This is a genomic window from Flavihumibacter fluminis, assembly GCF_021491375.1.
In the GTDB taxonomy this organism is placed as follows: domain Bacteria; phylum Bacteroidota; class Bacteroidia; order Chitinophagales; family Chitinophagaceae; genus Flavihumibacter; species Flavihumibacter fluminis.
Window position 1 is genome coordinate 48,538 of the sequence record NZ_JAKEVY010000002.1, and the last position, 25,712, is coordinate 74,249.

Genomic DNA, 25,712 nt, shown 5'->3' on the forward strand with positions numbered 1-25,712 from the left:
TTTTATCCAATGGCAACTGGCAGTCGCCCCAGCAATTGCTCTATTTGAACCCAGTGGCGCTGGTTGTGGGCAGTGATGAACATCAGTACATCACCCAAACGCAACCGGATAAAGGATGCAATACTGATGGGGACCCGAATTGCCTGGATATCCTTCTGACGGGCTTTCTCCAGCATCAACAAAAACTTCCGTTGCCACTGTAAAAACTCACCTACCACTTTTTCTTTGTCAAGTTCGGCAGTTGGTGAATGTGCCTTCATCGCCTTCATTTTGTTTTTTACCTGTCCCTGTTGAGGTAACATAGTTTTGGTAAAATAACCACCCAGCCATCCTGGTTGAAAATGTGTGCGTGCAGGATCGGTTGATTTTTCCAGCAGCCTGTCAATCAGTGGAATATAATACCGGTAATAGGTGTTGAGGTGCTCCAGCACCTGCAGGGTGTTCCAACGCCCTGCGCCATCAGTTGCTTCCAGTAATTCAAGTGGTGTATGATTGCCAATGGCTTCCACTTCGTTCAGGAGATAAAGTCCCTCTTCTTTCAATGTCTGCAACAGTTCTGCTGCTATCAATGCTTTCATGTAGATTAATTTTTCACAAAACTATCTGCCTGCCATCACCTGAATCTTTGCCTGGACCAAGATTTTAGCCCAATCGGATCGTCCCCAGTAATTTACTGAATGTAGTGGCATCAATTCCAAGATAGGAAGCGAGGTATTTATGCGGAACCAGTTGTAAAATATGCGGACTCCTTTTTAGCAGGGTCCTGAATTTCTCTTCTGCAGAATACACCATTAGCTCAATCTGCCTTTCCAAAATGCCACTTGTGGTAAAGGCCAAGGCTTTGTACATCAGTTCTGCGATGGATGGATGTTGCAGCCGGCATTCTTCCACCTGCCGATAGGAGGCTCGTAAAAAATGACTGCTGGTGAGCGTTTCCAGGTAATAGCGGGAGGGTTGCTGCAGCAAAAAAGAATCAATGATACCAGAAAAGGATCCGGGGTACGTAAAGACTACTGTTGCTTCTTTCTGATCGTGCAGATGAAAGCCACGTTGTACACCTTCAACCACCCAATATAAATATCGTTCCACTTCTCCTGCAGCTGTTACTACTTCTTTTCGTTTATACGAAGCCGTTGTCCAGATTCCCTGAAAATCCTTCCAGGCAGTTTCCTCAATGGGATGGATAGCCGAAAGCTGCTGGTACATTTTTTCGAGTGCTGTAGCTGAATCTTTCATTTCATTTCAGATTGAATAAAGTCTGCAGCCAGTTTCAGGCGATAATATAAATTACTTAACATGAGTGCCGTATTGTTCCTAAGCTGACTTACGGTTCCTCCATTCATTTTTTGCAGGGTTCTTAATTCCTCCAGCTTTTCATCAATCTTGTCAAACAGTTGATCGAGGGTCCAGCCGATATATCGTTTGTTACGATCTTCTTTTACATGATAAGGTTCGATTTTGCCAGCTTTGAGCTTGCTGAATTTAAAATTTGCTTTGATAGCAGCTTTGATGGCTTCGTTGTTCAGGTACTGGATGATGGTATCTTCCGGAAACTGATTCATGTATCCATTTTTAAACACGTTGAGATTGTGCTGCAATTCACGCAACAACTCTCTCTTTTGTACATCATTTGTTTTGGATCGTGCCTGTAAAAAACTGATTAATTTCTCTAAAGGCCCGAGTCCGGCTTTTAACCATTCCATCATTTGTTATTTCAGGATGAATTCCACTGAAGCTATGTAAAAATAGTTTTTTGCGGGCAGGTGATTTTAATCCTTATTTTTCAATGGTAAAACCGGATATGAAAAGAAGTATCATCACATTCCTGATCAGTTGCTGCATGCTGGCAGCTTGTAAATCCCCAAAGCAGCAGGCAACTGGTGCTGCAAACCAGCTGGTGGTGTTAAGTTATAATATTCATCATGCCAATCCTCCCAGCCGGCCTGCTGGATTTATTGATCTTGATACCATTGCTACTACCATTCGGTCTTCCGGTGCAGAGCTGGTTGCCATACAGGAGCTGGACAGTATGACTAACCGAAGTAACCGGGAGTTCCAGTTGCAACTGCTTGCAGAAAAGCTGGGTATGCACTACCGGTTTGAACGCACGATTCCTTTTGGGGGAGGTGCCTATGGTATCGGGATTTTATCGCGTTACCCTATAATGGAAACGATGGCTTTTGCATTACCCAATTTGGAGGGACTTCCAACTGAGCCCCGTAAAATACTGCTCGCCAAACTGGATGTAAAAGGTAAAACCATTTTATTCGGCAGTACGCATCTGGATTTTACAAATGCTGAACTAACACTTGCACAGGCCCGTGAGATGCTTGATAAGTTGCAGCAATACCGTACCTATCCCATAATCATTGCAGGTGATTTCAATGCAGTTCCAGAAGACCCGGCAATCCGCCTGATTGAAGCAAGCCTGGCTTCCACAGGAAAAGCTACTGACTATACCATCCCTGTACTGGAACCCCGCAAAAAGATTGATTTTATTTTCTATGAAAGCAAACACTTTAAACCGGTCAGCGATAGTGTAATGCGATCACATAACTATGGCTCTGATCACCTGCCCATTAGCGCCACCTTCCATCTGATCAGATAACCCTTTCCTGCATTGCCCATTCTTCCTTTTTTCCTTTCCTCCATACAAGCTTCCTTCCGCCTTCGGCGAAAGGAAGCTTGTATCTTTGCCCCATGCCTTCTCCCGCCCGCCGAATCGCACATTTTGACCTGGATGCATTTTTTGTATCCGTTGAATGTCTGCTGAACCCGGCATTAAAAGGAATCCCCCTGGTTGTAGGTGTGAGAGGAGATCGCTCCGTGGTGGCGGCCTGTAGTTATGAAGCCCGCAAATTTGGTATACACTCAGCCATGCCCATGCGAAAGGCTGAACAACTCTGCCCAAACCTTACCATCGTAAATGGCACCAGGGGGGAATACAGTCGTTATTCCAGGATTGTTACAGATATCATCAGTGAAGCCGCCCCGATATTTGAAAAAGCCTCCATCGACGAGTTCTACATCGATCTTACAGGAATGGACCGGTTTTTCAATCCACTTCAATGGACATTGGATTTGAGGCAAAAAATTACAGATACTACCGGTTTGCCGATTTCATTCGGACTGGCTCCCAATAAAATGCTGGCCAAAATGGCTACCAATGCAGCCAAACCCAATGGCTGGAAAAAACTGGAGCTGGAAGAAGTCCAGGCCTTCCTGGACCCCATGCGGGTGGATGCCATTCCAGGTGTGGGAGATCAGACCTTTCGAACCCTGCTCCAGTTGGGAATAGAATCCATCCACGAACTCCGGAATGCCAACCTCCAACTACTCCAGAAATACCTGGGTAAACATGGGGCCGATCTCTGGCAAAAAGCACAGGGTATACATACCAGCGAGGTGGCTCCCTGGCAGGAAGCAAAATCCATCTCCACAGAAACAACCTACGACCAGGATGTGCTGGATCCGGCTTTCCTCAAGCAGGAACTGATTCGCATGACCGAAAAACTGGGCTTCGAACTTCGGCAGGATAATAAAATGGCCGGATGCCTCACTGTCAAAATACGCTATCCCGATTTTGAAACTACATCCAGGCAGGCCAGCATGGATTATACTTTTTACGATGATGAACTGATCCGGCAGGCCAATTCCCTTTTTGAACTGTTGTACCGGAAAGGACAGCCGGTCCGGCTGCTGGGCCTGCGCGTCAGCGAACTGACAGAAGAAGCCCGGCAGACCAATCTTTTCCAGGATACCCAGCGCAAAGCCGAGCTCTACAAAGCCATCGATGCGGTTAAAAACAAATTCGGAAAAACAGCCCTTTTTAAAGCAGGAAGCACAAAAAATAACAAGTAACTCCTATAAAACTTGTAGGAATTTACTATTTTAGCCTTCCATTGAATCTTAAAATTCCAAAATATGAGTCTACGTTTAGGCGATACGGCGCCCAATTTCAAAGCCGTAACCACAGAAGGTGAAATCGATTTTTATGAGTACCTGGGTAATAGCTGGGGGGTATTGTTTTCCCACCCTGCTGATTATACACCCGTATGTACCACCGAACTGGGTAAGACTGCCTTGCTGAAGCAGGAGTTTGAAAAACGTGGGGTAAAAGTGCTGGCTGTAAGTGTGGATCCGCTTGATAAACACCTTGGCTGGCGCAATGATATCAATGAAACCCAGCATTGCACGGTGGATTTTCCCATCATCGCTGATGAAAATAAAGAAGTAGCTAACCTGTATGGAATGATCCATCCGAATGCTTCTGAAACCTTTACGGTTCGCTCCCTGTTCATTATTGGCCCAGATAAAAAAGTAAAACTCATGATTACCTACCCGGCTTCAACCGGACGAAATTTTTATGAAGTATTACGCGTGATCGACTCCCTGCAGCTGACGGCTAATTACAGTGTGGCAACTCCTGCCGACTGGAAAAGCGGTGAAGATGTAATTGTAGTTCCTGCAGTTAGTACAGAAGATGCAATCAAAAAATTCCCGAAAGGTGTTAAAGTGGTGAAGCCTTACCTGCGCTATACACCACAACCCAATAAGGATTAATTGTTTTTTATAGTTGTGGAATCCGGTCCGCTTAAGGCGGACCGGATTTTTTTTGTGCAATTCCTTCCCCATGCTGTTGAGTTATGTCTCGCTAAATGCAATGTTCCATTCCACATAAGCAGTTATCAAAACTGGTATCATTTTGGGCCTCTTTCTGTAAACTCTTAGCTATGCAAATCAAATGGAAATGGATGAGTCTGTTGTCATTGCTTGGTGTACTTCTATTCAGTAGTTGCACAAAAGAGGAGGATAGTCCGGCCCTTCAAACCGCCAGTTTTGCACTCTTTAATCAATCCAGCGGTTCTTCTCAACCAGCCGGAACCTTTCGGATCCTTGAACAACGAAATGGAAATGCTGCTGTGGAAATCAATCTTTCAGAAGCCTATCGTGTCAATGGCGCCCGATTTACAGCAGTAATTGTAACTTTTGATGAAGCTTCCGACAGTGAATTGGTATATGCCAACCTGGGAGAGATCAATGGTGGTTCTGCCAGGGTCACCATTAACCCCGTCATCCAGTTGAGCAATAACCTGCCGGTTTCCTATTCGGATCTGATAGGACGAACCGGTTATACGCTTAAGGTTCTCAATGGTGCTAATGTGCAGGCATCCGGACAAATTCAGTAATGGTTTAAAAAAGGTAGTATATTCATGTACTATCCTTTTTTTATGCGATTACTCAGCTTATTTGCCATCAGCCTCTTCTGTTCCATTGCCGCCTTTGCTCAAAAGACCCTGTTGCACTGCGGACAATTGATTGATGTAAAATCAGGTAAAATACTGTCGGCCATGACAGTGACTATTGAAAAAAATAAAATTACGGATGTCCGTAACGGTTACCTGCAGCCGAATAAGGGAGATGAAGTAATCGACCTCAAGAATAAAACCGTGATGCCCGGCCTCATTGATATGCATGTGCACCTGGAGTCGGAAACCCGAAAAGGAAATGTGGCCGATAAGTTCATCCTGAATCCTGCAGATATTGCATTTGAATCGCTGCGATATGCCAAATCAACCTTACACGCAGGTTTCACCACCGTACGGGACCTGGGTGGATCAGGAGTAAACGTCGCACTTAAAAATGCGATCGCGAGAGGACAGGTGGAAGGTCCGCGGGTATTTACAGCAGGTAAATCGATCGCTACTACAGGCGGACATGCAGATCCAACCAATGGTTATCGCAAGGACCTGATGGGTGATCCCGGTCCGCGTGAAGGAGTTATTAATAGTCCCTCAGATGCCTACCAGGCAGTGCGGCAACGTTATAAAGATGGTTCTGATGTGATCAAAATAACTGCTACCGGTGGTGTACTCAGCCAGGCGAAAGATGGAGCCAATGCACAGTTTACAATCGAAGAAGTGAAAGCCATTGTAGCTGCGGCAAAGGACTATGGGTACAAGGTTGCTGCACATGCCCATGGAGCAGAAGGCATCAAGCGCGCTGTTATCGGTGGGGTGAATTCCATTGAACACGGCACTTTTATGGATGATGAAGCCATTCAATTGATGAAGCAGATGGGCACCTGGTATGTACCCACTATCACAGCAGGTAAATCGGTTGCCGACAGTGCCAAAATCACAGGTTATTATACCGATATCGTTACTCCTAAAGCATTGGCAACCGGACCACAGATTCAGTCCACTTTTGCGAAAGCTTACAAAGCCGGTGTGAAAATTGCATTTGGTACCGATGCAGGTGTGTTTGCACATGGCAAAAACTGGATGGAGTTTGTGTACATGACAGAAGCCGGTATGCCTGCAATAGAAGCGATTCAATCAGCCACCATCAAAGCAGCCGAACTACTTGGCTCAGATCAGCTCGGCGTAATTGAATCCGGTAAACTGGCAGATATTATTGCAGTTGACGGCGATCCAACCAACGACATAAATGCGATGGGCAGAGTGCAATTTGTAATGAAGGATGGAAAGATTTTCAGAAGAAACTAAGTAATGACGGTACTCTTACTCTTATCCTGGTTCCTGATCCTGACGGTGGTATTACCGTTTGTGAAAAATGATTACTGGATTTTCAGAATCTGTGAGTATCCGCGTTTTCAGAAACTGATGCTGTGCAGCATCCTGCTGGTTGTTTGGATCGTGCTGGGCGACTATGGGCAGTTGTTTCAGCACATTACGTTTGTGCTGCTGATTCTGTCAGTAGCGTACCTGCTTTACCTGGTCTGGCCTTATCTGCCCCTGGCAAAACGGGAAGTAAAAACAGTTGCAACTTCAGATACAGCTAACCAGCTTAGTATTTATACCTGTAATGTTTTTCAGGATAACAAAGACTTTTCGCGACTGATCAACCAGGTTAAACAAATCAATCCTGATCTGATCTTTTTACTCGAAACCGATACAGCCTGGCAGACAGCAATGGATGAAGCTTTCGGTCACGACTATCCGAACCAGCTCAAACAACCACTAGCCAATACCTATGGTCTATTGCTGTACAGCCGACTGCCTTTCAAAGAAGCGAAAATTCACTTTCTGGTAGAAGAAGATGTGCCATCCGCGCAGGTTCAACTCAAGCTTCCTTCCGGTCATCCTGTTACCATTTGGGGCTTGCATCCCAAACCTCCTGTTCCGGGTGAAGATGACCGGTCTACAGCTAAAGACAAGGAGCTTATGAAGGTAGCGCTCAAAGTGAAGGAAGCCAGTCAATCCACCATCGTTATGGGTGATCTGAATGATGTTGCCTGGAGTTATGTCACTGATCTGTTCCGCAAAACCAGTGGCCTCCTGGATCCCCGCCGGGGCCGGGGTTTTTACAGCACCTTCTCTTCCAATTACTGGTTCATGCGATTTCCGCTTGATTATATTTTCAGCTCAGCAGATTTCGGCCTGGTACAAATGAAACGAATGCCACATGTAGGATCGGATCATTTTCCCATGTTTGTACAACTCCAGTTTAATCCCTCGCTGGAACATATTCATGAAAAACCAGTTGCGACATCCGAAGAAAAAGCTGAAGCAAAAGAGAAAGCAACAAACGCAATCGATTGATCTGGAATTTTTACCCTGTTTTTTTGCAATTGCTAATACTTCATTCTTGTGCATTACTTAACTTGTAAGCATGAAATACACTGCAGTTTTATTAATAGCCCTTTGCCTCAGCGGCTCGATTGTGGCCCAAAAATCAAAATCCCTCTTTAATGGTAAAAATCTCAAAGGCTGGACCATTCACGGTACTGAAAAATGGTACGTGGAGAATGGTGAGCTGGTTTGTGAAAGTGGCCCCGATAAACAATACGGGTATCTGTCCACCAACAAAACCTACAAGAACTTTGAATTGACGCTTCAATTTAAACTGGAAGCCAATGGCAACAGCGGAGTCTTCATCCGTTCCGGAATTGAAGGCACCAAGATCAGTGGCTGGCAGGTGGAAGTGGATCCCGAGGGAAAACACACCGGCGGGATCTACGAATCTTATGGCCGTGGCTGGTTGATCAAACCAAAGTCGGAAGATGAAAGCAAACTGAATCCAACTGGCTGGAATGAAATGCGCATCCTCGTGCAGGGCGATCGCGTTACCAGTTTCCTGAATGGTACCCAAATGGTTGATATCACCGATGCCAAAATTGGTGCAGGCAATGGTTTTATTGCCTTACAGATCCACGATGGCGGCGGCATTAAAGTGCGTTGGAAAAATATCCGAATCAAAGAACTCTAACTCAGATTATAGTAGCATGAACAAAAAAGAACAAGCTTCCCGCAGAGGGTTTCTTCGCTCCATGGCGGCTGCAACAGCCGGACTTGCAATTGGTCAAACAGCCATGGCTGCAGAAGAAAAAAATGTTTTTATTCAATCCATTCGCAGTCGAACTGGTTTTGAAGCCAATGATCAAATCAACATCGCCCTGATTGGTGCTGGTGGTATGGGTGTTCAGGATACCATTACTGCCTTGCAGGTACCAGGTGTTAAACTGGTAGCTGTTTGTGATTTGTACGATGGTCGTTTGAAAGAAGCAAAACAGAGATGGGGCGCAAACATCGCTACCACCCGCAGTTATAAGGAAATCCTGAATCGCAAGGATGTGGATGCCGTGATTATTGCAACACCTGATCACTGGCACCAGCAGATTTCAATCGATAGCCTGAAAGCCGGCAAACATGTGTATTGTGAAAAACCGATGGTGCACTCCATTGGTGAAGGTCCGGCTGTAATTAAAGCACAGCAGGAGTCCGGCAAAATTTTCCAGGTTGGCAGCCAGGGAGTATCCTCTCTTGGAAATGAAAAAGCAAAGGAATTATTGAAAGATGGCGCGATTGGCGAACTCAATTATGCAGAAGGTTTCTGGGCCCGTCATTCTCCTGTGGGAGCCTGGCAATACCCAATTCCGGAGGATGCATCTCCCTCCACGGTAGATTGGGAAACCTTTATCAGCAATACCAACAAACGTCCCTTTGATAAAACACGTTTCTTCCGCTGGAGAAATTATACGGATTATGGTACCGGCATGTCGGGTGATTTGTTCGTACACCTTTTTTCCAGTTTGCACTTTATCACCGACTCATTCGGACCGAATAAAGTTTATTCTTCCGGGGGCCTGCGGTACTGGAAAGATGGTCGCGAAGTGCCCGATGTATTGTTAGGTACATTTGATTATGGCGTTTCCAAAGCACATCCTGCATTCAATCTTTCCCTGCGATGCAATTTCGTGGATGGAACCAGTGGTACCACCTTCTTGAAACTGGTCGGCAGTGAAGGATCAATGGATATCACCTGGGATGATGTAACCGTAAAACGCAACAAGGAAGTGTCTTCCGATGATCCCTTCTTCATTGAACAAATGCGCAAAGCCGGCAAGGAAGTGGGAGGTAGAAAACGCATTCTTCCTCCGCAGGAATTCACCTTCCGTGCAGAGAATGGATACAAGGGAGGACCCTATGATCATTTCGCTAACTTCTTTGAAGCGATTCGCAAAAATGGCAAAGTAGCAGAGGATGCGGTCTTTGGTTATCGCGCTGCTGCTCCTGCTTTATTGTGTAACGACAGTTATCGCCAGGACAAAGCCATTCTCTGGAATCCGGAGAAAATGGAACTGGTGAAAAAATAATCAACCCTGCTTCTCCAATTGCTGAAGGCATGCCCGTAAGTCCTTCGGCAATGGAGCATGCAGTTCAATTGCTTTTCCATCCCGGTCTGTAAACTGCAGCGAACTTGCATGCAGCCCCAGTCGGTTTAACAAAGGCTTTTCTTCCAGCACATCTTTTCCCAACTTGAATTTTTTCTTGATGTTTGACAGCAGGAAGGGTTTGCCATCTCCATAATAGGGATCACACACAATCGGATGACCCATGTGCTGCATATGCACCCGAATCTGGTGGGTGCGTCCTGTGAGAATGGTGAACTCCATCCAGGAATAAAGCGGAAAGGCTTCCAGTGTTTTAAATAAAGTTATTGAAGGCTTCCCTTTTCTGACAACTGTCATTTGTCCCGGTTTGCCAGGATGCGGCCCAATCGGCACATCAATGATACCTTCTTCTTCATACACTTTGCCCAGGACCAGTCCATTGTATTTTTTTACCGTTGAGCGCTCTTCAAACTGCTTGGACAAAAACTGGTGACTGCTTTCATTTTTGGCAAACAGAATCACTCCACTGGTTTCGCGGTCTAAGCGATGTACAGTGAAGATGGTTCCATAAGCCGCTATCAACAGATCTTTCAGTGAAGGCGCAGATTGTTCCCGATCGGGTATAGAGAGTAAGCCAGCTTCTTTGTTGATGGCTACCCAGTCTTCCGTTTCCTGTAGTATCGCGCTTTTGATCGATTTCATCTTATTGTCCGGATTTTTTGGGAGCCTTGATTGTTTTCTTCACGGGCCTGTTTGGTTTACTGGCTTCAGCCCTGGAGCTTTTTTCTCTTGCTCTGAAACCGGCGGATGCTGCTTTACTGGACGAGGATCCTTTTTCGAAAGCCGGCTCTTCTGCTTTATCTGCTTTTTTCTTCAGGTCTTTGTTGAAATGTTTCAAGGTGCGGATTTCTTTTTCCGTGAGTAACCGAAATTTTCCGCGGTTCACATTCTTCTTGGTGAGGCCTGCATAACTCACACGATCCAATCCCTTAACATCATATTTCAGGTGTTCAAAGATTCTGCGCACGATGCGGTTCCGGCCACTGTGAATTTCTATACCGATGATGGATTTATCGCGGGGATCTGCATAACCAATGGCATCGGGTTGAATGAAACCATCTTCCAACGTGATACCATGAGCGATACTTTCAAAGTCTGCTTTGCTCACCGGGCGATCCAGTTTTACCTCATAGATTTTTTTCACCTGGTTTTTCGGGTGCGATAAGGTTTGCGCCAGTTCGCCATCATTGGTAAGCAATAACACACCACTGGTGTTACGGTCCAGTCTGCCTATCGGATAAACGCGTTCTGCAGTTGCTGTTTTGATCAGGTCCAGCACGGTTTTACGGCCTTGCGGATCTTCTGTGGTGGTAATATAATCCTTGGGCTTGTTCAGCAGGATATAAACCAGGTTCTTCGTCAGGTGAATTTTTTTACCCTTGACTTTAACTTCGTCCTTATCGGTGACTTTAAATCCTGGTTCGATGATGGATTGACCATTTACGGTAACTACACCAGATTTCACCAGTTCTGCTGCATCGCGGCGGGCACAGATGCCTGCATGTGCGATGTATTTGTTGAGGGGCATGGGACCACCAGGAGTTTCGGTTCCTGATTTTTCAAAAGCGCTGCCTGGTTTTCCCTGGGAGGGTTGATTTCTTTTTTCCAGTTTCAGCTTTCGCTTTTCTTCAAAGGACTGATCAATGGCTTGTTCTCTTTCCTTCTTCTCTACTCTTCTTTCCTGGCGGTATTGTTCTTTGACAGTACCCGCTTTTTTCTTGTTGACGAATTTCTCGAATCCGGTCGATTTTTTCATGTTGTTGTATTTACTGTTTTTCAACAGGAAGTGCAAAAATACAAAAGACAGCCGGGATGGCTGTCTTTTTGTCGTTTCCAGGGTTTGTTTTATCGGGCCGGACCGTCCATAGTTCTTTGGGATCGTTGTTTTAACTGCTCTAATTGTTCAGGAGTAAGCAGTTTGCGCATGTTTTCTCTGTTGGCTTCCTGTAGCGCCTTCAGTTTTGTTTTTTTCTCTGCATCAGATAAGGCAGTATTGGCCTTGATCAGCGCTGCTTCTTCGCGTTGCTGTTGATGCATCGTGCGCATACTGATTTTCTGCTCATTGGTTAAATTGGAAACCATGGGGCGATTGCGATGTTTACCTTGTTTCATACGCTCTCCTCGGTTTTTCCGGAGTTGCTCCAGTTTGGCTTTCTGTTCGGGCGTGTAAACCGCCATGCGTTTTTGCTGGTATTCTTCCTGCAAGGCTTTCAATTGCAACTTCTGTGCATCCGTCAGTTGCAGAATGGAATCCATGCGCGCTCCGCGCTGGTGCATCATACCGCCTTTACGATGAGATAGATGCTGATTTCTTTTATAAGGTTGCTTTTGCGCTGTACTATCCTGTGCGGTTACACTCAGGAAACCCAATCCCAGCATGCCTAGTAGAAGTATTTTTTTCATTTTCCTGTCTGTTTATTAAATAGACCGGAAATGAAACCCCGCGTTTAATGCTTATTGGTAGAATCTTTTGTTATAACAACTGCTTAACAATTCTGCCTCCCGCCTCCTTTGCCTCCTTTGTCTCCCGTCTCCTCTGTTTCCTCTTCCATGCCCTCTTCCTTTCTCACATCTGACGTCTGACATCTCACTTATTCGCAAGCTGCCCACAAGCCGCATCAATATCCTTTCCCCTGCTTCTTCTCAGCCTTACATTCACCCGATGTTTCTCGAGGTATTGCATGAACTGCATGGTTTTGTCTTCATCGGGTTTTTCAAACAGTGCCAGGTCAATGGGATTGTATTCGATGATATTGATCAGATCGGCCGGCACCCGGCGATAGAGTTTAACCAATTCTGCCGCATCTTCCAGGCTGTCATTGAAATCCTTAAAAAGTATGTATTCAAAGGTGATTTCATTGCCGGTTTTCTGGTAGAAATAATTCAGGGCTTCCACCAGCGACTGAATATCATTGGTATCATTGATGGGCATGATCTCATGGCGCTTCGCATCAGTTGCAGCATGCAGGGAGAGCGCCAGTTTGAATCGTACCTGGTCATCGCCCAGTTGTTTGATCATCTTGGCAACGCCGGCGGTGGATACAGTAATCCTTCTCGGACTCATGCCCAATCCTTCCGGTGAAGAGATCTTTTCAATGGCTTTGAGTACATTTTTATAGTTAAGCAGGGGTTCACCCATACCCATGAATACGATATTGGTGAGTTTCTTGCCATAACTGGCTTCGCTTTGCTGGTTGATCAGCGCCACTTCATCAAAAATTTCGTCAAATTCCAGGTTGCGTTTGCGATCCATATAACCGGTTGCGCAGAATTTACAACTCAGCGAACAGCCGATCTGGCTGGATACACAGGCTGTTTTGCGATCATCAGTAGGGATGAGTACACCCTCCACCAGGTGACCATCCACCGTGCGGAAACGACTTTTAATAGTGCCATCACTGCTGTGCTGGGTCAGATCCCCGGTTAAGGCAGGCAGGCTGAAGTTCTCGGCCAGTTTAGCGCGCAGTTCCTTGCTGAGATTGGTCATGTCCTCAAAACTCCGGGCCTGTTTGGTCCAGATCCACTCATACACCTGTTTGGCCCGGAAGGCTTTTTCACCCATCTCCCGGAAATACTGCTCCATCTCCTCCTTTGATAACTGCCGTATATTCGGCTTTGCCAGCTTTAACATCCTGCAAAGATAAGCAGGGAAGGGGGACAAAGGAAGAAAGGAGGAATGGAGGAGGGACATGGGAAGATGGAGGAATGGAAGAGGGAACAAAGGAGACGGGAGGCATGGAATGGGAGACAGAGGAGATGGGAGGCATGGAAGATGGAGGAAAGGAAGAAAGGAGGAATGGAGGAGGGGACAAGGAAGGCAGGAAGCAAAGGGGAGGGAGGAGGCCTTCGAATAGGAAATCTGGCGGAAGGAGTATAAATTGTACAGTACATGTAAAATGTAAAATTTTTTAATGCATCCCGCAATCAGCTTATCTATTAGTACCAAAACTGCCATAAATAGATCCCAGGAAATAGTTGCCTTGTTAAATGCCAGGTTTTCTTATATCGTTTTTTATCCCGAATTGGCCGACTCAACCGATCTGCAGGCAAAACAATATTGTTCACATATTCAGTCAATCAAGAAATATGCTTCGAACCTGAATTTTTATAAAGACTTAAATGAGCTGATTAATAGTTATTATACAGATATACCTGATTTTCAGGAATCAGATTTTGAATTCGAGCTGTATCAAGTGCCCTCATTTATTTATTATCTGATTTTGCCAATAGGAATCCTCTGTTGGATTATTCGATATAATAAACTTTGCAGGGTTCGTGATAAATTAGGTTTAGCCCTTTCTAAAATGAATACCGCAGACTTTTATCTAAAAGGAGTGGAAGAAGATGGAGGAAGATAGTAATGCATCAGGGAAGAATGGAAGAAATATGGGTACCGATTTCTGATGATTTTTATGGTAAGCTATAAGTGACATTATCCGGGGATAATGTTAGCTAAATGTTACAATAAAAATCCAGCACCAACCCTATATGGATTGGGAAGCGAAAATCAAGTATAAACATTCCAGGCCATAGCACAGTCCGGGGACAGGATTGAGCCAGCAGCGGAAGCCTCTTTTCCACTTCAATATATAGGTGAGGTGAGCTGATTTGATGCGATAGACGGGTTGGATTCCTTCTCACGTCTGACATCTGACGTTTCACTTTTCTTTCCATTCGACCACTTTTCTCTATCCAGTCAGTCAATCACAACCACTCCCGCACTACTGTTTCACTATTATTGAAGCACTAATGAACCGCCAGTGAACTATTCTGCAACCGCTCAGGGATACTCCCCAGGAAGCTGAGTGAGTCCTTCCCTTCCTCCATCTTCCTATGTTCCTCTTCCATTCCTCCTTTCTTCCCTTCCTCCCTCTTCCGTGCCTCCCGTCTCCCTTCTCCTTTGTCTCCGGTCCATGCTTATCTTCGCCCCATGAATAACGTGTATGTAATTGACGCAGTGCGCACCCCGATTGGTAAATATGGGGGAGCGCTGAGCACCGTGCGTCCCGACGATTTGCTGGCCCATACGATTAAAGCCCTTTTGGAAAGAAACCCTTCCATTGACCCCAACGCCATTGAAGAAGTAATTGCCGGTGCCGCCAACCAGGCCGGTGAAGATAACCGCAATGTTGCCCGGATGGCTGCCCTGCTGGCAGGATTACCGGTGACTGTTGCAGGCTCCACTGTGAACCGCCTCTGCGCTTCGGGCCTGCAGGCTATCATGGATGCAGCCAGAGCCCTTCAGTGCGGGGATGGCGAACTGATGATCGCCTGTGGTGTGGAAAGCATGACCCGCGCGCCTTTTGTGATGGCCAAACAGGGACAACCCTGGTCGCGCCAGGCAGAAGTCTATGATACTACCATCGGCTGGCGCTTTACCAACCCAGCCTTATCTGCTTTATATCATCCCTATTCCATGGGAGAAACTGCCGAAAATGTGGCTGCCCAATGGAAGATTTCAAGAGCAGAGCAGGATCAGTTTGCCTATGAAAGTCAGCTTAAATACCAAGAAGCAGCTGCGGCCGGAAAATTTAAAGATGAAATCATTCCGGTTACAATTCCTGGTAAAAAAGAAGCCATCACTTTTGATACGGATGAACACCCGCGACTCACACCTGTTGAGAAACTCGCTACGCTTTCTCCTGCATTTGTAAAAGAGGGAACTGTTACTGCCGCCAATGCGAGTGGCATCAATGATGGTGCTGCAGCCATGTTACTCGCAACAGAAGCAGCGGTGCAGAAATACAACCTGAAACCATTGGCACGCATTCGGGCAATGGCTGTTGCTGGAGTAGATCCCTCCATCATGGGAATTGGTCCGGTGCCCGCTGTTAAGAAACTGTTGCAACGGGCAGGTATAACCGAAAAGCAAATTGACCTGGTAGAATTGAATGAAGCATTTGCTTCACAGTCGCTGGCCTGTATCCGCGAGTTGAAGCTGGATCCTGCAAAGGTCAATGTCAATGGTGGTGCTATCGCACTTGGTCATCCCTTAGGATGCAGTGGCGTTCGCATTTCTACCACGTTGCTGCATGAGATGAAAAAACGGGGTGCCAAAACCGGAATCGCCACCATGTGTGTTGGCGTTGGACAGGGGGCTGCCATTTTATTTGAAGCATAAATTATCAAGTGTAACGCATTCATCCCATTTTCACTTTCTTCTGCTGTTTACGCATAGTAATTTACTGGTTCACCAACACCTTGTACTATGTTTAAGCAAACCATTTTTCGCAGCCTGTTGCTTTTTGCAACAATTGCTGCCGGTTCCTCCTGCAGAACCGCTATGCAGACAGACAAAGTTGAATATGCTTTTGCGGAAGGTTATGATAATCGCAAGCTCGTATTGACTATTCCAAAAGGCTATGAATCCGAAACGCATTTCAGAGATGATGCAGGTGTTCTTGTTCGCACCTTCCATTATAAAAATGGAGCAGAGTTTTTCATCGCCTGTAAAGACAAAGAGCTGAGTCCGGTGATTTCGGTTGAACGTACGGAAGCCACTACCCAGGAGCTCAAAAAATCAGTAGGAGAAGAGGGTACAGGTAAAAATGCGAATGGCACCAGCTGGCGCAGGTCTCTGCGCGACTGCTTCATTGTCGGTTACGACTTTGTTGATCCCCGCGAAGCCAAAGCGTTCGATGAGGCCATCCAGAGCCTGAAAGTACGCAGATCCTGATTCGGAGAACTATACTTCTCTGATGTCATCTACCTCGCGCTGCTCACCGGTGAGCAGGTTCTTGATGGTCAAAGTTCCCGATGCGAGTTCATTGCTGCCAATGAAAATAGCATTGGGAATTTTTTTCTGATCCGCGTATTTGAATTGCTTGGGCAACTTCACTGCTTCCGGATACAATTCGCAACGCTTGCCCAATGCGCGCAGCTCCTGCATTAATTGGAAAGCCCTCCGGCTCTCAGCTTCACCGAGGTTGAAAAAGATATATTCTGTTCCTACCGCAATGGTTTCGGGGAAGAGTCCCAGTTCTTCCAGCACATCATAAATCCGATCAACACCAAAGCTAATACCCACGCCCGGCAGATCCGGAACACCAAACAAACCGGTCAGGTCATCATAGCGACCACCACCTCCAATACTTCCCATCTTCACACCAATTGCCCGCACTTCAAAAATGATTCCGGTATAATAATTCAGTCCGCGTGCCAGGGTAAAATCACAAACCAGTTGCGCCTTACCGTTAGGACTAACCGAAGTTGCTCCCGCCAGCTCCAGCACAAAGCGAAGTTCCTGCAATCCCTGTTGCGCAGATTCTATATGTCCGAGCAACTGCTCCACAGCTGCCAGTTTTTCTTCATTCGAACCTTCAATCTTCAGATAAGCTTCAATGCTGTTCACCTGGTCTGCAGACAAACCACGTTCCAGCAATTCTTCCTTCACTTTCTCCATGCCGATTTTATCCAGCTTGTCAATGGCAATCGTGATGTCCATCATCTTCTCCGCACCACCACAATGTTCTGCCAAAGCGGCCAGGATCTTACGATTGTTCAACCGGATTTCCACAGGTATGCCTAAACGCTGAAAAACTTCCGCATAGATGGCGGTCAGTTCAACTTCATTGTAGAGGCTTTTACTGCCTACCACATCTGCATCACATTGATAAAATTCGCGATAGCGTCCCTTCTGCGGACGATCAGCCCTCCAAACCGGCTGCACCTGGTAACGCCGGAAAGGCAATGCCAGTTGTCCGTGGTTCATGGCCACATAACGTGCAAAAGGAATTGTGAGATCATAACGCAGAGCGCGTTCGGTCAGGTTTTTATCATTTTTACCTGCCATCACCTGCTCAAAAGCCGCACGAGCCTTGTCGATGTTTTTAGGATCATTCAATCCATTGTTCAGGATCTTGAAAATAAGTTTATCACCTTCATCACCATATTTACCCATCAGGGTATCCAGGTTTTCCATGGCAGGAGTTTCCAGTGGTTGAAAACCATAAACTTCAAACACCGCTTTGATGGTGTTCAGAATATAACTGCGTTTACGCACGGTATCCGGACCAAAATCACGTGTGCCGGAGGGCAGGGAGGGTTTTGACATCTAAATGTTATTGGTGGTTTTCAATCAGTTTATCACAAGCCTGGCTGATCATGGCAAATACATCATGGTAACCGGGTTCGGTTCCATACCAGGGATCAGGTACATCCAGGTTTTTTCCCGGCTGTAGTACATTCATTAAAAGATCAACTTTGGCCGAATCAAATCGATGACGGGCAATGGACTTCATTTCATCAATTACATCCTCCGCCATTGCGAAGATCAGATCAAACTCCTCAAAGTCGGCAGCCCGGAACCGCCTGGCCCGCTGCATGCTGATATCAATTCCATTGATCTTTGCAACTTTCTGCGATAGGGGATGAGGCGATTCACCTACATGATACCCATTGGTACCGGCACTGTCGATCTGCCAATTCAAGCCGGCTGCTGCTGCTTTCGCCTGTAAAATTCCTTCTGCCAAAGGGCTTCTGCAAATATTCCCCAGGCAGACCATCAAAATCTTCATGGCGGCAAAAATAGGACAGTTTACCGTATGGAATCGGGTAGCCCCTGCATCTTAGTTTCAACACAGCGCTGCGTTCCTATTTATCCACACAAAACTTATCAGTATGGAACCTTCTACCATTCTTCGCAGCGATGCGCTTGACATCCTTTTCGAAAATCGCAACAAACAATACGGTGCCTACACGCTTCGGAGGGATTATCCCAGGCGGTTGTTAACAGCAATGGCTGCTATGACCGGGCTTGTATTGCTGGCATTTGGATTCATTTTTCCAAGGGGGAATAAGCCAACAAAAATGGTGAATCCTTTTTTGGGGCCTGATAGTGTTACACTGGTTATTCTTCCTCCACCCCCTCCTCCGGCCCCCATTCCTCCTCTTCCCCCTGCTCCAACTCCTCCTGCTGCAACGGAGCAATATGTAAAACCGGAAATTGTTCCTGATAACCAGCATACAGATCCACTACCCGAAATGAAAGACCTGGAAGACAAAATCATTTCCACCGAAACCATTGAGGGTCCAGTTTCAGATGGCCTTACCCGCCCGCCTCAACCTGAAAACACCGGGACCGGTACAGCCCCCATCCAGCCTGCTAAAGAAGAAGCCCCGCCTATCCTCGAGAAAGCTGCAGTGATGCCCAGCTTCCCGGGCGGATTGGGAGCTTTGCAACGCTGGCTGTCCAAAAACCTGCGCCCCCAGGATGGCATCGAACCCGGCCAGCGGGTGAAAGTAATCGCCCGTTTTGTGGTAGACGTCAATGGAAATATTACCGGTATCCGGCTTACCCAGTCGGGGGGTGATCCCTACGACCAGGAAGTGCTTCGCGTCATGAATAAAATGCCGAAATGGAATCCAGGCCAGCAAAATGGGGAAACCGTGGCCGTTTGGTACAATATCCCCATAATTTTCACCAGCCCGGAAGAGTAGTAAAAGCGATACACCATATTTTTCCTAAATTGCCCAACGCTAAGCAAGCAGATTACCATGGCATACGACTCACAAAATAAAAGAAGAAAGCAGTACAGCCAGATGAGATCCATCCTGGATTATGGAATGGGCGGACTCATCCTGTTGTTTGGTTTCTTCTTTTTGTTTTCCGAAAAACTGGGCTTTGAATTTGAAATGGAACCCTTTTTCAAGTACTTCTTTTCCGGACTCTGTATTGTATATGGTGCCTGGCGTATTTACCGGGGCTATCAGAAAAATTATTATTCCGAATAAGAATCAAGCGAACGTGTATGTATAGGTATTGGAAAATAGGTTTCCTGGTTATAACCACAATGGTTGCATTCATTCGTTGTAACAACCAGCCCGTAGTATACAGGGGAGATACTGCCAGTTCAGGAACTATCCATATAAGTGTGGATGAGTCTTTCAAACCGGTGATTGATTCCCAGATCAAAGTATTTGAATCTTCTTTTCCCCAGGCGAAAATCATTGCGCATTACAAACCGGAAGCGGAATGCCTGAAAGACCTGCTGGTGGACAGTATCCGGATGGTAATTGTTACCCGCCCCCTTTTAAAAGTGGAAGAACAGCGCCTGAAAGATACCCTTCGCTTTATTCCCGTGCAGGGCAAAATGGCATTTGATGCGGTTACTGTTATTGTTAACCCGGCTAATAAAGATTCTCTCCTGGATCGCAGTGATCTCCGATCTATTCTGAATGGCACCAGTGGCTACAAGTTCCGCCCGGTGATGGATGGCCGAACTGCCACCAGTACCGTACGCTTTGCCATCGACTCTATTTTAGCAGGTGATAAACTCAGTAATGAAGTAACCGCCGCCGACAGCAGCACGGGTGTAATTGACTATGTATCCAAAAACAAGGATGCCATCGGTTTCATCGGGGTTAGCTGGATTGGTAATAATGATGATCCTGTGCAGCTGAGTTTCCAGAACAAGGTGACCATCGCCTCCATCAAATGTGAAATTTGTCCAAATGAGGCCTATGTAAAACCCTACCAGGCCAATATTGCTACGCGCCGTTACCCATTGGTACGGGGATTGCATTATATTTTAAAAGAAAATTATGAAGGATTGGGCAGTGGGTTCGCGAATTTTCTCATCTACGAAAGAGGACAACTGATTTTCCGCAGGGCTTATCTCTGGCCGGCCAAAATGGCCTTTGAGGTAAGAAATGCAGGAATCGACGAGTAATTCCATTATTTTAATATTTTTATCATCCGACTAAAAACAGCAACGAATGAAGAAATACCTCTACAGTCTGGTATTGTCCGCAGTAACTTGTGGTAATGCCCTGTTCGCGCAGAGTGTGGATCAGGGTAAGAAGTTTTTTTATTATGAGCGCTATAACAGCGCGAAAGAGGAATTAGGCAAAGTGCTCGCTGCCAATCCCAACAATATTGAGGCTACTTACTGGTTAGGCCAGACCTTACTGGAAATGAAAGATTCCGTAGCAGCCCGCGATCTCTATCAGAAAGCACTGGCTACTAATGGAAATGCACCCCTTCTGCTGGCTGGTATGGGTCAGATCGAACTGATGGATGGTAAAAAAGAGGAAGCGCGTCAGCGTTTTGAAACTGCTATCAGCCTTACCAAAGGAAGGGATGTTGAAATTTTTAATGCCATCGGAAGAGCCAATGTGCAGGCTAAAGATGGTGATGCAGATTATGCCATCGAAAAGCTGAACCAGGCTACCCAGGTAAAGAAATTCAACGATGCCAATACCTACCTCCTGATGGGAGATGCTTATCGCAAAAAGGTAGATGGTGGTAGCGCTGTACAAAACTACCAGCGTGCACTGGAGATGAATCCCACCCTGGCAGCTGCCAAGCACCGCATCGGCCGGATTTACCTGACTCAAAAGAACACCGATATCTTCCTGCCTGCTTTTGAAGATGCAGTTAGAATTGATCCGAATTACGCTCCTGCTATCTACGACCTCTATTATTATTATTTCAGTCGCGATATCAACAAGGCCAAGGATTACTACGACAAATACCTGGCTGTTTCTGATCCCAATCCTGAAAACGATTACGAGAAGACTGCCATTCTTTACGCTTCCCGCAGGTATGATGAAGCCATCAGCACAGCCAATGGATTTATCGCCAAGTTGGGTGACCAGGCAGATCCCAAATACTACAAACTCATCGCATATTCGTATGATGAGAAAAAAGATAGTTTGAATGCCCGCAAATTCCTGGAGCAGTATTTCGTCAAGCAGAAGCCGGAAGGATTCCTGCCCAAGGACTATGAATTCCTCGCCAATACCCTGGCTAAATTCCCGGGTAATGAGGCGCAGGCCATGGAGAACTACGACAAGGCAATTGCTATGGATACAGCTATGGAGTCCAAACTGGAACTCATGACCAATGCAGCTGCACTGGCTAAAAAGACCGGTAATCGGGCTGGAGAGGCGAAATACCTGGGGCAATTATATGCCACCAAAAAAGATCCCAATAACGTTGATCTTTATAACTGGGGCTTCGCTAATTACCAGGCAGCCCAATACCCTGCAGCAGATTCCATCTTTGCCATGTACAGTGAGAAGTATCCCAATGAAATCTTCGGATACCTCTGGAGAGCGCGTGCTAACCAGGCTATGGATACTACCATGGAGCAGGGTTTAGCAGTTCCTCATTATGAGAAACTGGGTGAAATGGCACTGAGCATTGATGCGGCAAAATTCAAAGGCCAGGCAATTTCTTCTTATTTCTACCTGGTACAGTATTATAATGATATCAAGAAGGATCCGGCTAAGGCGCTGGAGTACATAAATAAAGTACTGGAAATTGATCCGGCAAATGAAACTGCTGTTAAGATCAAGGACATCCTGAGTAAGGCGGTGAATAAAAAAGCTGTGATCCGAAAAAAGCGGGAAGCATTCCTGCTAAGTTGACGATCAAATTAATTTAATTCTAATAAGAAGGCCTCCGGATGCGCTCCGGAGGCCTTTTTTCATCGATAAACGGACATAAATCAGGCACAATGAACTTATTTTCAATGTTCCGCGTTTTATTTGGCAGGCTATCTTATTTTTGCCCCACAACAGCAAAAGCATGAATCTTTTTTTCTTACAAACTGCGGTTGCATCCAATACCACAATCAACTATTTGCCCATCGCAATCCAATTGTTATTTGCGCTGGGATTTGTTGCCCTGACCCTTGGCGGCACCCATTTACTGGGCCCTTCGCGCAAAACAAGTGACAAGCTGGAGAATTTTGAAAGTGGTATCGAAGCAGTAGGAAATGCCCGTCAACCTGTAGCAATCAAGTATTTCCTGGTTGCCATCCTCTTCGTACTGTTTGACGTGGAAGTGATCTTTTTCTATCCCTATGCAGTGAATTTCAAAGAATTAGGTTGGAGTGGATTCCTCGCTGTACTGATGTTTGTGGGATTCTTTTTATGTGGATTCTATTACATCATCAAAAAAGGAGCCCTCCGTTGGGAGGATTAATCTAAAAACAAAAGATTATGGCACGTCCGGTACAATACAATGTAAAAAATGAAGGCGGCAAGATTGTAACCATGGGAGAACTTCCTGATGGTCACATGGGTGAAGGTTTTTTTGCATCCAAGCTCAGCGATATCGTTGGGTTGGCCAGGAAGAATTCCATCTGGCCCCTGCCATTCGCAACTTCCTGCTGCGGTATCGAGTTCATGGCTACCATGGCATCTCATTATGACCTGGCAAGATTTGGTTCTGAACGCGTAGGTTTCTCTCCGCGTCAGTGCGACCTGCTGATGGTCATGGGAACCATCGCAAAGAAAATGGCCCCGGTTGTAAAGCAGGTGTACCTGCAGATGGCTGAGCCCCGTTGGGTAATTGCAGTTGGCGCCTGTGCTTCTTCAGGTGGTATTTTCGACAGCTACTCTGTATTGCAGGGAATCGACCAGGTGGTACCGGTAGATGTATATGTGCCCGGTTGTCCGCCCCGCCCTGAAGCTATTATCGACGGTGTGATGAAGATCCAGGAACTGGTGGGCAATGAAAGCCTCCGTCGCAGAAACAGTGATCGATACAAAGCATTGCTTGAATCCTACGGCATACAATAATATAAATCAGCAACACCATCATGGTATTGACGAATGAATTTATTACGCAGAAACTGACTGAGAAATTTGGTGAAGCCATCACCAATATCGAAGAACCTTATGGCCTGCTGACCTTTGAAGTACCAAAGGAGATGAACCTGAAAGTAATGCAGTTCCTGCATGATGATCCGGACCTTCAATTCCGTTTCCTGACAGATCTTTGCGGTGTTCATTATCCTGATCAGACCGGTCGTGAGCTGGGGGTGGTTTATCACCTGCACAACATGCCGGAAAATGTTCGGGTACGTTTGAAAGTGTTTACAAACATTCAGCAGCCGGATGTTTTCACTGCTACCAAACTGTATGAATCAGCCAACTGGCAGGAGCGTGAAACCTATGATTTCTATGGTATCAATTTCGTGGGACATCCTAACCTGAAGCGCATTCTGAATGTGGATGAAATGGATTATTTCCCACTGAGAAAAGAGTACCCGCTGGAAGACCAGACCCGGATTGACAAGGATGATGAGATGTTCGGAAGAGGAGGAAGCATCTGATCAAAAGAGGAAAACCTAGAAGCAACACCTTAAACAATTAGACAGCAATGTCAGAACTCATACAACAAGAACAGCACCATGTTAAGCTTCCGGAAGGCTCGATCGGAAAGCAAACTACCACGCTGAACCTTGGTCCCACACACCCCGCCACGCACGGTGTATTCCAGAATATCCTGGAAGTAGACGGAGAAAGAATTGTGTCTGCGGAACAAACGGTTGGGTATATCCACCGGGCTTTTGAAAAGATTGCTGAACGCAGACCTTTATACCAGATTACGCCACTCACCGACCGACTGAACTATTGTTCGGCTCCTATCAACAACATGGGCTGGCACCTGACCTGCGAAAAATTGCTGGGCGTGAAAACTCCCAAGCGCGTGGATTACCTGCGCGTGATCATCATGGAGCTCTCCCGGATTTCGGATCACCTGATCTGTAACTCCATCGTTGGGGTGGATACCGGTGCCTTCACCGGCTTCCTGTATGTGATGCAGTACCGCGAACTCATTTATGAAATTTATGAAGAGATCTGCGGTAGCCGTCTCACTACGAATATTGGTCGCATTGGTGGTTTCGAGCGCGATTTCTCCAATACAGCTTTTGAAAAAATTGAACGTTTCCTCAAAGAATACCCGGTTGTACTGAAAGAGTTTGAAAATCTCTTCCAGCGGAACCGCATCTTCATGGAGCGCACCATGGGAACCGGTGGTATCAGTGCAGAAAGAGCATTGAACTATGGATTTACTGGTCCGAATTTGCGTGCTGCAGGTGTTGATTACGATGTTCGTGTCACAGCACCTTATTCTTCTTACGAAGATTTTGAATTTGAAATACCTGTAGGAACCACTGGTGATAACTACGATCGCTGGTTGGTACGTAACCAGGAAATGTGGCAGAGCCTGCGCATCATTGAACAGGCTTATCGCAAGATCCAGGAGTTCAAAGGTGAAGAAGCAACCGTGTACCATGCTGATGTTCCTGAATACTATCTCCCTAAAAAAGAGGATGTATATACGAAGATGGAAGCCCTGATCTGGCATTTCAAAATCATCATGGGTGAAATTGATATGCCGAAAGGAGAAGTGTACCACGCAGTAGAAGGAGGTAATGGAGAACTGGGCTTCTATCTGATCAGTGATGGTGGTCGTGCGCCGTTCCGCCTGCATTTCAGAAGACCCTGTTTCATTTATTACCAGGCTTATTCTGAACTGACCAAAGGCGCCATGCTGAGTGACGCCATCATTACGCTGAGTAGTCTGAATTTGATTGCGGGAGAGATGGACGCGTAAGGAGAATTATGAAGTAGGAATTGTGAATTATGAATTGGAGCCTGAAATTGCAGGCAAGTTGAGGAAGGGCGGGCACCCGATGGAAGAATAGTAAAATTAATAAAATAAAAGGCGTTGAGGGATGAGGTCGTCTCACATCTCACGTCTCACATCTCACTTTTTATGGTACCATTTTCAGAGGAAAAACTGGCCAAAGTACAGGAAATCATTGCAAGGTATCCGGAAGGAAAGCAGAAGTCTGCCTTGCTGCCTGTATTACACCTTGCGCAGGAAGTGCATGGCTGGCTGAGTGCGGAAACCATGGATTACGTGGCTTCCCTGTTGCAGATTGAACCGATTGAAGTGTATGAAGTGGCTACATTCTACTCCATGTACAACCTCAAGCCGGTTGGTAAATACATGTTTGAAGTATGCCAGACAGGGCCCTGTATGATCAATGGCAGCGATGATATCGTGGACTATATCAAACAGCGGTTAGGCATTGGTGTTGGTGAAACTACACCAGACGGACTCTTTACCCTGAAAACAGTGGAGTGCCTGGGCGCTTGTGGGTATGCACCCATGATGCAGCTGGGCAAACATTATAAAGAACACCTGACCCGCGAGAAAGTGGATCAGATTATCGAGGAGTGTCGGAAGCAGGCAGGACAATTAAACTAG

30 protein-coding genes are annotated in these 25,712 nt (G+C 46.2%); 21 read left to right on the plus strand and 9 right to left on the minus strand.

Annotation, left to right across the window (positions count from 1 at the left end; genetic code table 11):
- Positions 1-2 precede the first annotated feature (2 nt).
- The 3 genes from L0U88_RS06345 to L0U88_RS06355 all read right to left on the minus strand — a co-directional run bounded on the left by L0U88_RS06345 (position 3) and on the right by L0U88_RS06355 (position 1,703).
- Positions 3-578, minus strand: coding sequence for a DinB family protein (locus L0U88_RS06345; RefSeq protein WP_234864775.1), 576 nt, complete (start codon positions 576-578; stop codon positions 3-5).
- A gap of 64 nt (positions 579-642) precedes the next feature.
- Positions 643-1,236 carry a Crp/Fnr family transcriptional regulator gene (locus L0U88_RS06350; protein ID WP_234864776.1) on the minus strand — a complete coding sequence of 198 codons (594 nt, stop codon included), beginning with the start codon at positions 1,234-1,236 and terminating at the stop codon, positions 643-645.
- Entirely contained in the window at positions 1,233-1,703 is a 471-nt protein-coding gene (locus L0U88_RS06355) for a hypothetical protein (RefSeq protein ID WP_234864777.1), read from the minus strand. The genes L0U88_RS06350 and L0U88_RS06355 overlap by 4 nt, the downstream gene beginning before the upstream one ends.
- A gap of 98 nt (positions 1,704-1,801) precedes the next feature.
- Here L0U88_RS06355 and L0U88_RS06360 point away from each other — a divergent pair, with 98 nt between their 5' ends.
- From L0U88_RS06360 to L0U88_RS06395, 8 genes are all read left to right on the plus strand, one after another.
- The gene (locus L0U88_RS06360) at positions 1,802-2,608 is read left to right on the plus strand and encodes an endonuclease/exonuclease/phosphatase family protein (protein ID WP_234864778.1); all 807 of its coding nucleotides are present in this window, start codon (positions 1,802-1,804) and stop codon (positions 2,606-2,608) included.
- 92 nt (positions 2,609-2,700) lie between these two features.
- Entirely contained in the window at positions 2,701-3,861 is a 1,161-nt protein-coding gene (gene dinB, locus L0U88_RS06365; RefSeq protein ID WP_234864779.1) for a DNA polymerase IV, read from the plus strand.
- A 63-nt stretch (positions 3,862-3,924) separates the two neighbouring features.
- Positions 3,925-4,563, plus strand: coding sequence for a peroxiredoxin (locus L0U88_RS06370; RefSeq protein ID WP_234864780.1), 639 nt, complete (start codon positions 3,925-3,927; stop codon positions 4,561-4,563).
- A gap of 170 nt (positions 4,564-4,733) precedes the next feature.
- Positions 4,734-5,189: a hypothetical protein gene (locus tag L0U88_RS06375; protein WP_234864781.1), complete on the plus strand. Its 456-nt coding sequence runs from the start codon at positions 4,734-4,736 to the stop codon at positions 5,187-5,189.
- A 42-nt stretch (positions 5,190-5,231) separates the two neighbouring features.
- On the plus strand, positions 5,232-6,509 hold the full coding sequence (locus L0U88_RS06380) for a metal-dependent hydrolase family protein (protein WP_234864782.1): 1,278 nt from the start codon (positions 5,232-5,234) through the stop codon (positions 6,507-6,509).
- 3 nt (positions 6,510-6,512) lie between these two features.
- Entirely contained in the window at positions 6,513-7,565 is a 1,053-nt protein-coding gene (locus L0U88_RS06385) for an endonuclease/exonuclease/phosphatase family protein (protein WP_234864783.1), read from the plus strand.
- A gap of 70 nt (positions 7,566-7,635) precedes the next feature.
- The gene (locus tag L0U88_RS06390) at positions 7,636-8,232 is read left to right on the plus strand and encodes a 3-keto-disaccharide hydrolase (protein ID WP_234864784.1); all 597 of its coding nucleotides are present in this window, start codon (positions 7,636-7,638) and stop codon (positions 8,230-8,232) included.
- A gap of 16 nt (positions 8,233-8,248) precedes the next feature.
- A complete protein-coding gene (locus tag L0U88_RS06395; protein WP_234864785.1) occupies positions 8,249-9,619 on the plus strand; it encodes a Gfo/Idh/MocA family protein in 1,371 nt (456 codons plus the stop codon).
- Here L0U88_RS06395 and L0U88_RS06400 read toward each other — a convergent pair whose 3' ends face one another.
- The 4 genes from L0U88_RS06400 to rlmN all read right to left on the minus strand — a co-directional run bounded on the left by L0U88_RS06400 (position 9,620) and on the right by rlmN (position 13,328).
- Positions 9,620-10,339 carry an RluA family pseudouridine synthase gene (locus tag L0U88_RS06400; protein ID WP_234864786.1) on the minus strand — a complete coding sequence of 240 codons (720 nt, stop codon included), beginning with the start codon at positions 10,337-10,339 and terminating at the stop codon, positions 9,620-9,622.
- Position 10,340: 1 nt separating this feature from the next.
- A complete protein-coding gene (locus L0U88_RS06405) occupies positions 10,341-11,453 on the minus strand; it encodes a pseudouridine synthase (protein ID WP_234864787.1) in 1,113 nt (370 codons plus the stop codon).
- 89 nt (positions 11,454-11,542) lie between these two features.
- Positions 11,543-12,100, minus strand: a complete 558-nt coding sequence (locus tag L0U88_RS06410) for a hypothetical protein (protein WP_234864788.1) — start codon at positions 12,098-12,100, stop codon at positions 11,543-11,545.
- A 184-nt stretch (positions 12,101-12,284) separates the two neighbouring features.
- A complete protein-coding gene (gene rlmN, locus L0U88_RS06415) occupies positions 12,285-13,328 on the minus strand; it encodes a dual-specificity RNA methyltransferase RlmN (protein ID WP_234864789.1) in 1,044 nt (347 codons plus the stop codon).
- On the opposite strand from rlmN, the gene L0U88_RS06420 reads away from it, so the two are divergent.
- From L0U88_RS06420 to L0U88_RS06435, 4 genes are all read left to right on the plus strand, one after another.
- Positions 13,313-13,609 (plus strand): hypothetical protein, encoded by a 297-nt coding sequence (locus L0U88_RS06420; protein WP_234864790.1) that lies wholly within the window; start codon positions 13,313-13,315, stop codon positions 13,607-13,609. The two genes, rlmN and L0U88_RS06420, sit on opposite strands and share 16 nt — an antisense overlap.
- Positions 13,609-14,055, plus strand: coding sequence for a hypothetical protein (locus L0U88_RS06425; RefSeq protein WP_234864791.1), 447 nt, complete (start codon positions 13,609-13,611; stop codon positions 14,053-14,055). The genes L0U88_RS06420 and L0U88_RS06425 overlap by 1 nt, the downstream gene beginning before the upstream one ends.
- 572 nt (positions 14,056-14,627) lie before the next feature.
- Entirely contained in the window at positions 14,628-15,818 is a 1,191-nt protein-coding gene (locus L0U88_RS06430) for a thiolase family protein (protein ID WP_234864792.1), read from the plus strand.
- An 87-nt stretch (positions 15,819-15,905) separates the two neighbouring features.
- Positions 15,906-16,373: a hypothetical protein gene (locus tag L0U88_RS06435; protein ID WP_234864793.1), complete on the plus strand. Its 468-nt coding sequence runs from the start codon at positions 15,906-15,908 to the stop codon at positions 16,371-16,373.
- Between the two features lie 9 nt (positions 16,374-16,382).
- Here the strand turns inward: L0U88_RS06435 and hisS are convergent, their stop codons facing one another.
- Positions 16,383-17,750 (minus strand): histidine--tRNA ligase, encoded by a 1,368-nt coding sequence (gene hisS, locus L0U88_RS06440; RefSeq protein WP_234864794.1) that lies wholly within the window; start codon positions 17,748-17,750, stop codon positions 16,383-16,385.
- 7 nt (positions 17,751-17,757) lie between these two features.
- Positions 17,758-18,213, minus strand: a complete 456-nt coding sequence (locus L0U88_RS06445; RefSeq protein ID WP_234864795.1) for a low molecular weight protein-tyrosine-phosphatase — start codon at positions 18,211-18,213, stop codon at positions 17,758-17,760.
- 103 nt (positions 18,214-18,316) lie between these two features.
- Between L0U88_RS06445 and L0U88_RS06450 the strand changes: the two genes are divergently transcribed.
- The 9 genes from L0U88_RS06450 (at position 18,317) to nuoE (ending at position 25,712) form a co-directional block, all read left to right on the plus strand.
- A complete protein-coding gene (locus tag L0U88_RS06450; RefSeq protein ID WP_234864796.1) occupies positions 18,317-19,135 on the plus strand; it encodes an energy transducer TonB in 819 nt (272 codons plus the stop codon).
- A 57-nt stretch (positions 19,136-19,192) separates the two neighbouring features.
- Positions 19,193-19,429, plus strand: a complete 237-nt coding sequence (locus L0U88_RS06455) for a hypothetical protein (RefSeq protein WP_234864797.1) — start codon at positions 19,193-19,195, stop codon at positions 19,427-19,429.
- Between the two features lie 17 nt (positions 19,430-19,446).
- Positions 19,447-20,367, plus strand: coding sequence for a PstS family phosphate ABC transporter substrate-binding protein (locus L0U88_RS06460; protein WP_234864798.1), 921 nt, complete (start codon positions 19,447-19,449; stop codon positions 20,365-20,367).
- Positions 20,368-20,413: 46 nt separating this feature from the next.
- On the plus strand, positions 20,414-22,069 hold the full coding sequence (locus tag L0U88_RS06465) for a tetratricopeptide repeat protein (RefSeq protein ID WP_234864799.1): 1,656 nt from the start codon (positions 20,414-20,416) through the stop codon (positions 22,067-22,069).
- A 160-nt stretch (positions 22,070-22,229) separates the two neighbouring features.
- Positions 22,230-22,628, plus strand: a complete 399-nt coding sequence (locus L0U88_RS06470; protein ID WP_234864800.1) for an NADH-quinone oxidoreductase subunit A — start codon at positions 22,230-22,232, stop codon at positions 22,626-22,628.
- Between the two features lie 17 nt (positions 22,629-22,645).
- Positions 22,646-23,227, plus strand: coding sequence for an NADH-quinone oxidoreductase subunit B (locus L0U88_RS06475; RefSeq protein ID WP_234864801.1), 582 nt, complete (start codon positions 22,646-22,648; stop codon positions 23,225-23,227).
- Between the two features lie 20 nt (positions 23,228-23,247).
- The gene (locus L0U88_RS06480) at positions 23,248-23,763 is read left to right on the plus strand and encodes an NADH-quinone oxidoreductase subunit C (RefSeq protein WP_234864802.1); all 516 of its coding nucleotides are present in this window, start codon (positions 23,248-23,250) and stop codon (positions 23,761-23,763) included.
- A gap of 47 nt (positions 23,764-23,810) precedes the next feature.
- Positions 23,811-25,052 (plus strand): NADH-quinone oxidoreductase subunit D, encoded by a 1,242-nt coding sequence (locus L0U88_RS06485; RefSeq protein WP_234864803.1) that lies wholly within the window; start codon positions 23,811-23,813, stop codon positions 25,050-25,052.
- A gap of 162 nt (positions 25,053-25,214) precedes the next feature.
- Positions 25,215-25,712, plus strand: coding sequence for an NADH-quinone oxidoreductase subunit NuoE (gene nuoE, locus L0U88_RS06490; protein WP_234864804.1), 498 nt, complete (start codon positions 25,215-25,217; stop codon positions 25,710-25,712).